The organism is Streptomyces novaecaesareae (assembly GCF_000716875.1).
Lineage (GTDB): Bacteria > Actinomycetota > Actinomycetes > Streptomycetales > Streptomycetaceae > Kitasatospora > Kitasatospora novaecaesareae.
On sequence record NZ_JNWQ01000084.1, the window covers coordinates 18,314 to 30,094 of the forward strand.

An 11,781-nucleotide genomic window follows, 5' to 3' on the forward strand; every position below is an offset into this window, starting at 1 on the left:
TCCTCGGTTCTGGCGGCCGGGTGGGGGCGGTCCGCGTAGGTCGTTTCGAGGGTAGGGGTAGCCGGGACGGGGCGCCGAACCTCGGTGGGTGGCAACCCCCGCCGTTCGGCGGGGGTGGGAATCCGCTACCCGGTTCACGTAATTCTCAGCCCCGGTGCGGAACCATGGAGTTGGCTGACTCTTTCCGGCCTGCTCCGCCACCTGGGCGGACGTCCCGGCGGGGGGTGGCCGGTCAGTCCGTCGGGCCCGTGCGGGCGCCCGGCGCCGGGCCGTTCGCGGATGCGCCCCACCATCTGATCGTTTGGAATTGAGCTGTGTCGTCCACTGTGAAGTCGGAGCCGTCCGCCACGTCCCCCGGGCCCCGGCCCGGCGGCGTGCTCGACCGCTGGCGTCCGAGGGCCGCCGTGGCCTCCGTCTGGTACCTGCGGCTGATCGCCCTGCTCAACGTGGCCACGGTGCTGCTGGTGCCATTCGGCAACCAGGTCAGCGAGCACAACGAGGGTGAGTACTTCACCCCGTACCTGATGACCTCGGGCCTGGCCAGCGCCGTGCTGTCGGTGTTCCTGGCGGTCGCGATGCGGCGGCGCAAGCGGGCTGCGTGGATCTTCAACGCGGCGCTCGGCGGGCTCTTCGCGCTGCTCTACCTGGCGGCCATGGTGGTGCCGGACGAACGGTTCAACAAGCACCCGCTCAACTACTTCTCCACCGTCCTGACCTGCCTGTTCGTGCTGGCGCTGGCGATCGGGCGCAAGGAGTTCACCTCCAAGGGCGACAGCGCCAACCCGAAGACCGCGGCGGCCACCTTCGTCGGTGGGCTGGTGTTCGGCGGCGGGGTCGGCGCGCTGCTGGTCTGGCTGACCAACGAGCTGTCCGGCGCCGGCTTCTGGGACCTCTTCCGGTACTCGGTCGGCCGGATGATCACCATCACCCCGTCCGAGCACCTGCGCTCCGTGATCGCCGCCCCGACCTGGGTGAACGCCGCGATCAACGCGATGGGCGCGGTGCTCTTCCTGCTGGTGCTGTACGTGGCCTTCCGCAGCCCGCGGGGCAAGGAGCTGCTGAACCCGGAGGACGAGGCCAAGCTGCGCGGGCTGCTGGACAAGCAGGGCGAGCGGGACTCGCTCGGCTACTTCGCGCTGCGCCGGGACAAGGCGGTGATCTTCTCTCCCAGCGGCAAGGCCGCGGTCACCTACCGGGTGATCGGCGGCGTCTCGCTCGCCTCGGGCGACCCGATCGGCGACCCGGAGGCCTGGCCGGGCGCGATCGACGCCTGGCTGGCCGAGGCCCGCGAGCACGCCTGGGCGCCGGCCGTGATGGGCGCCTCCGAGGAGGCCGGGGTGATCTACGCCCGGCACGGGCTGGACGCGCTGGAGCTGGGCGACGAGGCGATCGTCGAAATGGACGAGTTCTCGCTGGACGGCCGCGCGATGCGGGTGGTCCGGCAGGCGTACAACCGGGTCAAGCGGGCCGGGTACACGGTGCGGATCCGCCGCCACGAGTCCATCTCGGAGGCGGAGATGGCCGAGCTGGTGGCCAAGGCCGACGAGTGGCGCGACGGGGCGACCGAGCGCGGCTTCTCGATGGCGCTCGGCCGGCTCGGCGACCCGGGCGACGGCCGCTGCGTGATGCTGGAGTGCAGTGACGGCGACGGCGAGCTCAAGGCGCTGCTGAGCTTCGTCCCCTGGGGCCCGGACGGGCTCTCGCTGGACCTGATGCGCCGGGCCCGGGACACCGAGAACGGCCTGATGGAGTTCATGGTGATCGAGCTCCTGCAGCGTGCCGACGAGGTGGGGCTGAAGCGGGTTTCGTTGAACTTCGCGATGTTCCGCTCCGTTTTCGAGCGCGGTTCGCGCCTGGGCGCCGGCCCGGTGCTTCGGCTGTGGCGTTCCGTCCTCGGATTCTTCTCGCGCTGGTGGCAGATCGAGTCGCTGTACCGCGCCAATGCCAAGTACCGGCCGATTTGGGAGCCGCGCTACCTGCTGTTCGAGAAGAGCAGCGAGATTCCGCGGATCGGCATCGCGAGTGCGCGCGCGGAGGGCTTCATCGTCGCGCCGAGCCTGCCCGCCCTGTTCCGCCGTCGGCACGCGCGGGCCGCCGTGGTGGCACCCCGGGTGCCGGTCGCGGCGCGGGACGGGAAGGGGTAGCCCTCCGCCGGGGGGCGGAGGGGGCCGGTCGGCCGGACGGGGGGTCCGGCGGGGGTATCGCCCTCCCCCCTGAGGATGACCCTTATCCCCATCCATGCCGATGTGGCTTTGTTAAGAGGCTTCTAATGTTGGAGTAGTCGAGAGTTCGGGGATTCGGGAGAAACGGTTGTGATTCACAGGACCCACGCGGGGGGCGTGCGAAAGGGGCCGCTGGCGGTAGCCAGAGCGGCCGCTGTCGCCGAGTGGGGGACGTTGTTCGCGACGGTCCGGGAAACGGTGGTGCGGAAGAAGTTCGCCGCCGTTCCGCTGGCCACGGTGGCGACGTCTCTGATCCTGCTGTTCAGCATCGTCCAGCACCTGCCGGGCGGTGAGCGTTTCGTCAATCACATCGGGGTGGTGCGGGCGGCCCTGTCGCTGGACGTCTCGCTGCTGCGGACGCCGCTGTCGCTGTACGTTCCGGCGCTGGACCTTCCGGTCTGGGGGGCGCTGGCCCAGGTGTTCGTGGTCTTCGCGATCGCCGAGATCGTGCTCGGCCGGCGGATGACCCTGGTGGTGGCCTACGCCTGCACCCTGGCGGGCACGCTGTTCGCCCGGGTCGGCGTGGCGATCGGGCCGGGCCACCTGTTCGGCTTCCCGAAGTGGGTCGCCTACGTGCGGGACACCGGGCCGTCGGCCGCGGTGGTGGCGCTGGCGATCTGCATCGCGTTCCGCTGCCGGGCCTGGTTCACCGCCGGCCTGGTGGTGGTCCTGATGGTCGGCGAGGCGGTCGTGCTGCCGAACCTGGCCGGCCTGGAGCACGTGGTCGCGGTGATCACCGCGCTGCTGATCGCCGTCTCGGTCGAGGTCTTCGGGGACTTCTGGCCGCGGGTGCTGGCCGGGGTCGGCGCCGCCACCTCGGTGGCCGCGGCCGCCTCCCGGGAGGTCGCGGTGGAGGCCCGGCGGCGCCGGTCGGCGGGGGCCGTCATCCCCTGAGGGACGCTGTCAACGCCCTGTCGGCCGCGTGGCGGCCGGGCCTCGGGCCGGTGCCCGTACGCGGCTGTCAGGCGGGCGGAAGGGGGAGCTCGAACCAGACGACCTTCCCCACCGCCTTGCGGGCGGTGCCCCAGCGTTCGGCGAGCTTGGTGACCAGGGTGAGGCCGCGGCCGGTCTCGCCGAGCTGTTCGGCCGGCTCCAGCGAGGGCAGGTTGTGGTTGTCGTCGCTGACCTCGACCAGCAGTTTGTCCACCCGGATCAGCTGGAGCTTCACCTGGTCCCGGGCGACCCGGACGGCGTTCGTCACCAGCTCGCTGACCAGCAGTTCGGTGGTGTCGCTGAGCGCCTCCAGGTGCCAGCCGGCCAGTTGCTCGCGGACCAGTGAACGAGCCCGGCGGACCTCGCGGTGGTCCACGGTCAGGTCCCAGGTGGCCACCTCCGACGGGGCGACCCCGTCGAAGCGGGCCACCAGCAGGGCGACGTCGTCCTTGCGGTCGTCCGTGTGCAGCCGCCGCAGCACCTCGTCGCAGGCCTGCTCCGGGCTCTGCTGCGGGTCGATCAGGTTCCCGCAGAGCGCGGCCAGGCCCGCTCCTATGTCCCCGCCGCGGACCTCGACCAGGCCGTCGGTGCACAGCACCAGCATCGAGCCGTCCGAGACGTCGATGGTCTTCGCGACGAACGGCACCCCGCCGACGCCGATCGGGGCACCGGCCGGGATCTCCAGCAGCTCCCCGGTGCCGTCCGGGTGCACCAGGACGGGCGGGACGTGGCCGGCGCTGGCCAGCTCGCAGGTCCGGTTGATCGGGTCGTAGACCGCGTACAGGCAGGTCGCGAGGTGGTCGTCGCCGAGCTTGTGGGCCAGGTTGTCCAGGTGGCGCAGCAGCTGGCCGGGCGGCAGGTCCAGGGCGGCGAGGGTCTGCATCGCGGTGCGGAAGCGGCCCATCGCGGCGGCGGAGTGGATGCCGTGGCCCATCACGTCGCCGACCACCAGGGCGACCCGGCTGCCGGGCAGCTGGATGGCGTCGAACCAGTCGCCGCCGACCTCGGCCTTGGGATCGCCGGGCAGGTAGCGGTGCGCGATCTGGACACCGGGGATCTGCGGCGGGCGGGTCGGGATCATCGAGCGCTGCAGGGTGGTGGCGACCCTCGCCTCGGCGCGGTGCAGCCGGGCGTTGTCCAGGGACAGCGCGGCGCGGACGGCCAGCTCCTTGAGGGTCGCGGCGTCGCTCTCGTCGAAGGGGACGCGGTCGGGCAGCCGGAGCAGCTTGAGGATGCCCAGCACGGTGCCGCGGGCGGACAGCGGGACGACCAGCATCGAGCGGCCGGAGACCACCGGGGCCAGGCGGGCGCCGCCGAGGGCGATCGCGTAGTCGACCGCGACGTCCGAGCTGACCACCGGGACCAGCACCGGCTGGTTCAGCTGCAGGGCCATCCCCGGCGGGGTGCGGCGGGGCATGCTGACCAGCGAGCCCTCGGCGAGCACGTGGTCCCAGGCGCCGCCGGTCTCGTTGAAGACCAGGGCGACCCGGCGCAGCATGGTGTCGTCGTCCGGGCGGGCGACCGGCAGCTCGGAGTCCGAGATCAGCCCGTCCACCAGGTCCACGCAGGCGAAGTCGGCGATCCGGGGGACCAGCACCTGGCACAGCTCGCGGGCGGTGAAGCCGAGGTCCAGGGTGGTGCCGACCTTGCCGCCGACCTCGTTCAGCAGGGCCAGCTGCTCGCCGGCCTGCCCGTTGGTGAGGAACGGGCCGAGGCGCCCGGAGGGCGGGACCTCGGGGCTCGCCGGGGCCGGGACGGGTACGGCGGGGGGCGGGGCGGGTACGGCGGGGGGCGGGGCCTGGTCGGTGGATGGCAGCGGGTGGCCGATGGCGGACGACTCGACGGCGGCTCGGTCGATGGCCGTTCCTCCTCCGGTGGGTGGGGGTGCGTCCCGGCCGGAGGCCGGGGGAGGGACGGCCGGGCCGCCGCCCGCCGCGGCGCCGCCGACTGCGGCGGCGACCGGCAGGGCGAGGGACTGGGCGACGAGTTCGGCGGCGTCGCGCTGGACGGGCAGGGGGGCGGCCGGGCGGCGGACGGACGTGGTCGGCTCGGGCTGCGGCGGCGGGCCGACCCGGGCGGCGCGCTGCTGGGGCGTCGGGTAGCGGCGGCCGAGGCCGGCGGCCGCGTGCGCCGTCCCGCTCTGGGCGTCGGCGGGCAGCACCGGCAGCACGGTCGTGGCGTCCAGCCGCAGGGCGGGCAGACCGCCGAGCTCGACCGCCTCCAGCAGCGGCCCGCGCAGCGCGGCGGGCAGCAGGCGGGCCAGCGGCTCGGGGACCCGGTCGGCGGGCCGGGTGAGCGCCGCAGTCAGCCCGTGGAAGCCGCCCCGGGCGGCGGGGGCGGCCGCGAACGGCAGCAGCCGCTCGCCGAGCGCGAGCCGCGGACCGGTGGTGCGCAGCGGGCGGGCGTCGGCGGCCAGCGCGAGCAGCCCGCCGGACGGCCCGGCCAGCGGGTAGGCCCACCAGAGCACGTCGCGCTGGTGCTCCTCGCGGTCGGTGACGGTCAGCCGCCCGGCCCAGGGGCGGCCGGCCGAGGTCAGCTCGGCGAGGGTGTCGAAGGTGTCGCAGGGGCGGCGGACGGAGCAGCGGCCGAGCACCCGGGACTCCAGGGCGGGCAGCAGGCCGGAGGCAGGGCGGTCGTGGGCGACCTCGGCGCGGTGTCCGAACAGCTCCTCGGCGGCGCGGCTCCACTGCGCGATCCGGCCGGACCGGTCGACCAGGACGGGGGCGAGCCGGAGCAGGGCGGCCACGCCCGTGGGCTGGTCGCCCGGTGCGGTCCCGTCGCCTGCCGGACGCGGTGTGGAGTTGGACTCGGCCACCATGGATTCGGTCTGCTCCCGCCTGGCCGCCACGCCTGGAGGCGGCCGTCTCTCCGGAGGAAGGCACGCTGTGCGGATACCAGCGAATCACGGACCGGGCCGGGCTTGATACCGAAACGGGGAGATTCGTCAGTATCGGTTGCGTGTCGCGCGGCGCGCGCCGGTCGGTACCTCCGGTTCACCCGGACGGGGCCTTCCCGCACGGCGGTAGGGTGGCAGGCCGGGCCGCCCGCACGGCGGCCCGCAGGACGCAGCCGGCCGGACGAGACAGAGGCGAGAAGTGAGCGCGCAGAGCCCCGCCCGCTGGACGGACCCGGAACGGCAGGAGCTGGAGGAGCGGGTCGCTGCCGCCGAGCTCGCCTGGCTCAGCATGGACGTGGACGTGCAGACGCTGCGGGTCGAGATCGACAACTTCGCCCTGATCCACCATGAGCTGCTCGGCCCGCTCTACGCCCGGCTGGACGAGCTGGACGCGCTGGTCGCCGAGGCGGTCGCGGCCCGCACCGGCCTGCCCGAGGACCGGCGCCGGGCCGCCGAGGCACGGCAGCAGGTCGAGGAACTGCCGGACCTGGACGCGCTGTTCGACTCGGTGCGGGAGAAGCGGGACCAGTCCGGGCGGGAGCAGCCCGGGCAGGGGCAGGAGGCCGCCCCGCCGCCGCCCGCCGCACCGGCCCGGGTGCGGCCCGGCAAGGAGGCCCAGCGGATCTACCGCGAGCTGGTCCGCCGCGCCCACCCCGACCTCACCACCGACCCGGCCGAGCAGCAGCGCCGGGCCGAGTTCATCGCCCGGGTCAACGAGGCCTACGCGTACGGGGACGCCGCCGCGCTGGAAGGCCTGGCCGCCGAGTGGTCCACCGCGCCGGAGGCCGCGCCCGGCGTCGACTCCCCCGACCGGGCGGACTGGCTGCGCCGCCGGCTGGACTGGCTGACCGCCAAGATCGCCGAGACCGCCGCGGAGCAGGTCCGGCTGGAGCAGACCCCGATGGGCGAGCTGCTCGCCCTCGCCCCGCAGGACCCGGACCGGCTGCTGGAGCAGCTGGCCGAGGAGCTGCTGGCCAAGGCCGCCGAACGGCAGGCCGAGCTGGAGCGGCTGCTCGGCGGGCACCCGTCCGCGGACGGCCACAGCCACGGTCACGGCTACGGATACGGCCACGGCCACGGCCACGGTCCGGCTGCGGTGGGCGACAATGGCACGGACCCGAACCGACCCCAGGAGAGCCACACGATGTTCGCGCAGATCCCCACCGCCGACGCCGCCGCCGTACCCGCCGATGCCGCTCTGCTGGACGTGCGCGAGCAGGACGAGTGGGACGCCGGCCACGTGGACGGCGCGCTGCACATCCCGCTGGGCCAGGTGATCGCCCGGCTCGGTGAGCTGCCCGACGAGAAGCTGTACGTGCTCTGCCGGGTCGGCGGCCGCTCCGCGCAGGTCGTCCAGTACCTGGTGCAGCAGGGCCGGGACGCGGTGAACGTGGACGGCGGGATGTACGCCTGGCAGGACGCCGGCCGTCCGATGGTGAGCAGCGGTGGCCAGGAGGCCTTCGTCCTCTAGGACCTCTCGGTAGGCCCCTCGGAGCCCGTCGCCCGGTAGGGCAGGATGGGCGCGCGAGCGTGCCGGGACCGGGCGGGGGAGGCCATGACGGAGACGACGGAGCGGCCGGGCCCCGGCCGGGTCTGGTCGAGGCCCGCGCGGGCCGTCCTCGGCCTCGCCGGGGTGGCGCTGCTCGGCGGCACCGCGCTGTTCCTCGGCGCGGTGTTCCTGCACGTCGCGCCCGCCAACTCGCTGTCCCGGCAGTACCGGGACGAGGTCGACGGCATCGTCTACCCGGAGTTCGAGCAGAACTGGAAGCTGTTCGCGCCCAACCCGCTGCAGCAGAACGTCAGCGTGGACGCCCGGGTGCGGACCGTCGCGCCCGGCGGGGCGACCCGCACCCACGACTGGATCGGGCTGACCGCGCGGGACCTCGCCGCGATACGGGGCAACCCGGCGCCCAGCCACGTCGACCAGAACCTGCTGCGCCGGGCCTGGGACTTCTACGACGGCTCGCACAACCCGCAGGACGAGGCGCCCACCGGGGCGCGCGGCAAGCTCGCCGAGCAGTACCTCAAACGGATCGCGCTGCAGCGGATCGGCCGGGACGTGGACGGCGAGCGGATCCTGGAGATCGCCTTCCGGGTGACCACGGCCACCGTCCTGCCGCCGACCTGGAGCGGCGAGGCCGCGCCGCCGGAGCCCAAGGTGCGGGAGCTGCCGTGGTGGCCGGTGGCGGAGGAGGACTACCGGGGGCTGCTCGGATGAACGAGGTGTCGGCGCAGGCCCCGCGGCCGGACGGGGAACTGCTCCCGGCCGGCGTGCCACGGCAGGCCGGGGCCGGACCGGAGGCTCCGGCGCCGCGCGGGCCCCGGGTGGCCGGGCCGCTCGGCCGGGCCGTGGCGGCCTTCACCGGGCGGGTGCTCGGACGGCACCAGGCCGCCGTGGTGCGGATCGGGTTCGGGCTGGTCTGGTGCGTGTACCTGCTGCGCGAGTGGCCCAACCGGCGGGTGCTGTACGGCGACCGCTCCCCGCTGTCGCTGGACCTCGCCGAGCGGCTGCTCGGCGACGACGGCGCGTTCACCGTGCTGCCCTGGTTCGGCGGGCGGCTCTGGTTCGAACTGGTCTACCACCTGGCGGTGCTGGCGGCCCTCGCCGTGCTGCTGGGCTGGCGGACCAGGGTGAGCACGGTGCTGTTCCTGGTCACCGTGCTGTCGCTGCAGAACCGCGACATCTTCCTCGGCGACGGCGGCGACAACGTCGTCCACCTGATGGCGGTCTACCTGGTCTTCACCCGCTGCGCCGAGGTCTGGTCGCTGGACGCCCGGCGGGCCCGGCTCGGGCGGACCGGGCGGACCGGGCGGACCGGGCGGACGGGGTGGGCGAAGTGGACGGGGGTGGCGCTCTGGGCCGTCCTCGGCACCGCCCTGGCGGTCTGCCAGTTCGGCGACTTCTCCGGACGGAGCCTGACCTGGACCGGCCGGGCCTTCCCGTACCTCGGCTGGGCGCCGCTGTTCTGGGGCCTCTGGACCGTCGCCGGGCTCTGGTGGGTGCTCGGCCGGCTGCGGCCGGACGGCGAGCCGCGGGCGGTGCTCGACGCGCTGGCCACCATGGTGCACAACTGCGCGATGCTGGTGATCGCCGTCGAGGTGGTGCTGATCTACGCCACGGCCGGCTGGTACAAGGTGCAGGGCACGCGCTGGCAGGACGGCACCGCGCTGTACTACCCGCTGCACCTGGACTACTTCACCCCCTGGCCCGGGCTGTCCGCGCTGGTCGGCTCGGCGCTGCTGCCGGTCTTCCTGATCTCCTACGGGACCGTGATCGTGCAGGTGGCCTTCCCGTTCACGCTGCTCAACCGGCGGGTCAAGAACGTGCTGCTGGCCGTCATGATGCTGGAGCACACGGGGATCGCGGTGCTGCTCGGACTGCCGGTGTTCTCGCTCGCGATGATCGCGGCGGACGCGGTGTTCCTGCCGACCGGGGCACTGCTGTGGCTGGCGGCGCGGGCGAGCCGGATCGGTGCGGGACGGATCGGTGCCGGACGGATCGGTGCCGGACGGTTCGGTGCGGGACGGTTCCGGCGCACACCCTAGGATGTCGGTATGTCCTGGTTCGCCGCGCTTCGTGACACCGCGCGGACCGGACTCACCCTCGACCGGACCCTCACCGACCCCAAGCGGGCCGCCCGCGGGGCGGTCGCCGTGGCACTGGTGCTCTTCCCGACGCTCGCGCTCGGCGGGGTCTCCCTCGCCACCTCGGCCGCGATGGGGGCGTTCATCGCCGGCTCGGCCACCTTCCAGCGCAGCTTCCGGCCCCGGGCCAGCCTCGCCGTCGCCGCCGGGGCCGGACTCGGCATCAGCACCTTCCTCGGCTACCTGGCCGCCGGCGTCCCCGGGCTGTTCCCGGTGCTGCTCGGGGTGTGGGCCTTCGGCGCCGGGCTCGCCTGGGCGATCGGGCCCACCGCCGGGGTCGTCGCGACCAACACCGTCTCGGTGATGCTGATCGTCGTCCAGCTGCCGGTCAGCGTGACCGCCGCACTCGGCCACGGGCTGGTCGCCGCCCTCGGCGGAGTCGTCCAAGCCGCCGTCATCACCCTCTGGCCGATCGGCAGCTGGACCGCCCAACGCGACGCCCTCGCCGACACCTACGCCGAACTCGCCGACTACGCCCGCCGGTTGCGCCAGGACCCGACCGCGCACGTGGACCCGGCGCCGTTCATGACCGCCCGGCACGCCGCCGCGCTCACCCCCTGGCAGGACCGCCACCGGCCACCCGAACTGCGCGGCCTGCGCGGCATCGCCGAACGGATCCGGCCCACCCTCGCCGCGCTCGCCGACCCCAGGATCGGCGCCCCCGAGGAAGGGCCGGAACGGGACCGGGCCCGGGAGGTGCTGGCCGCCGCCGCCGAAGTCATGGACGCCCTCGCCCGGGCCGTCCGCACCGGCGACCCCGTCCGGCTCCCCCGCTCCGCGCCCGTGCTCACCCTGGTACGGCCCGACGACGACGGCCCCCGGCTGCAGGGCGCCGCCCGGCGCTCCGCCCGCCGCCTCGGCGGGCTGCTGCGCAAGGCCGCGGACACCCTGGACCGCAACGACGAGGACACCATCACCACACCCGTCGTCGGGGCCGGCGGGGCGCTGCACAAGCCGTCGATCGTCCGGATGCTGCCCGTCGCGCTGCGGGCCGTACGGCGCCAGCTGCGGCCGCGGTCGGCGATCTTCCAGCACGCCGTCCGGCTCGCCGGGGTGGTCACCGTCGCCTACCTGCTGGCCCGGCTCGCCGGATTCCACCACGGGTACTGGGCGCCGATGACGGCCGCGATGGTGATGCGGCCCGACTTCGCGCAGACCTACAGCCGGGGCGTCGCCCGGCTCGCCGGGACGGTCGTCGGGGTCGCCGTCTCCACGCTCGTCGTGCAACTGACCCACCCCGGGGAATGGGTGCTGGCCGCGCTCGCGGTGATCTGCATCGGCGGGGCGTACCTCGCCTTCCGGACCGGGTACGCGCTGACCACGGTCGGGATCTCGACGTACGTGGTGTTCCTGCTCGGACTGCAGGAGGGCAACCCGCTGGTGACGGCCTTCGAACGGGTCGGGCTCACCCTGCTCGGCGGGTCCGTCGCGCTCGTCACGTACGCGCTGTTCCCGACCTGGCAGACCGCCCGGCTCGGGGAACGGCTCGCCGAATGGCTGGCGGCGGCCGGGCGGTACGCGGGGGCGGTCGTCGCCTGCTACGAGCAGCCGGCGGCGCCGCGCGGGCGGGTCGTGCGGAGCGCACTGCTGGACTCGCGCGAGGCGCGCTCCGAACTCGTCCAGGCCATGCAGCGGGCCGACGCCGAACCGGGGCGGCACGAGTCCGGGCTGGCCGGGGTGAGCCGGCGCCAGATCGACCGGGCCCGGGCGGCGGTCGGGGCCCTCGGGCGGGCGGCCGTCCTGCTGGAGGCCCACCTGCCGGGCGCGGACGCGGAGCCGGTGCCGGGGGCCGGGGAGTACGCGGAGGAGCTGCGGCTGGCGACGGCGCTCGCGGGGGCGGCGCTGCTGACCGGGCAGCCGGTGGAGTTCGGGGCGGTGCGGGGGGCGCAGGCGCGGCTGGAGGAGCGGTTGGCGGGGGTGCCGGCGGGGGTGCAGCGGGATGTGGTGCGGGCGGGGACTCGGTTGGTGGGGTTGGCTTTGCGGGATCTGGAGCGGGCCCTGCGGGGGAGCTCCTCGGGTGGGGGTTCTGGGGCTGTCTCTTATACACATCTGACGCTGCCGACGAGCGATCTAGTGTAGATCTCG

Annotated in this window: 7 protein-coding genes; 6 read left to right on the forward strand and 1 reads right to left on the reverse strand. The window is 74.5% G+C overall.

The features are described from left to right. Positions 1-374 precede the first annotated feature (374 nt). Together OP86_RS26440 and OP86_RS36915 are read left to right on the forward strand one after the other, a co-directional pair. Positions 375-2,144: a phosphatidylglycerol lysyltransferase domain-containing protein gene (locus tag OP86_RS26440; RefSeq protein WP_051830693.1), complete on the forward strand. Its 1,770-nt coding sequence runs from the start codon at positions 375-377 to the stop codon at positions 2,142-2,144. Between the two features lie 279 nt (positions 2,145-2,423). Continuing rightward, on the forward strand, positions 2,424-3,116 hold the full coding sequence (locus tag OP86_RS36915) for a hypothetical protein (protein ID WP_157849849.1): 693 nt from the start codon (positions 2,424-2,426) through the stop codon (positions 3,114-3,116). A gap of 67 nt (positions 3,117-3,183) precedes the next feature. Here OP86_RS36915 and OP86_RS33965 read toward each other — a convergent pair whose 3' ends face one another. Then, the gene (locus OP86_RS33965; protein WP_078653652.1) at positions 3,184-5,973 is read right to left on the reverse strand and encodes a SpoIIE family protein phosphatase; all 2,790 of its coding nucleotides are present in this window, start codon (positions 5,971-5,973) and stop codon (positions 3,184-3,186) included. A 277-nt stretch (positions 5,974-6,250) separates the two neighbouring features. Between OP86_RS33965 and OP86_RS36120 the strand changes: the two genes are divergently transcribed. The 4 genes from OP86_RS36120 (at position 6,251) to OP86_RS26470 (ending at position 11,775) form a co-directional block, all read left to right on the forward strand. Further along, complete coding sequence (locus tag OP86_RS36120; RefSeq protein WP_063832464.1) at positions 6,251-7,522, forward strand: rhodanese-like domain-containing protein; 1,272 nt, start codon at positions 6,251-6,253, stop codon at positions 7,520-7,522. 84 nt (positions 7,523-7,606) lie between these two features. Further along, positions 7,607-8,269 carry a DUF5819 family protein gene (locus tag OP86_RS26460; RefSeq protein WP_033333486.1) on the forward strand — a complete coding sequence of 221 codons (663 nt, stop codon included), beginning with the start codon at positions 7,607-7,609 and terminating at the stop codon, positions 8,267-8,269. After that, positions 8,266-9,597, forward strand: a complete 1,332-nt coding sequence (locus OP86_RS26465) for an HTTM domain-containing protein (RefSeq protein ID WP_051830689.1) — start codon at positions 8,266-8,268, stop codon at positions 9,595-9,597. Before OP86_RS26460 ends, OP86_RS26465 begins: the two co-directional genes overlap by 4 nt. 9 nt (positions 9,598-9,606) lie before the next feature. Continuing rightward, positions 9,607-11,775, forward strand: coding sequence for an FUSC family protein (locus OP86_RS26470; RefSeq protein WP_063832465.1), 2,169 nt, complete (start codon positions 9,607-9,609; stop codon positions 11,773-11,775). Positions 11,776-11,781 lie beyond the last annotated feature (6 nt).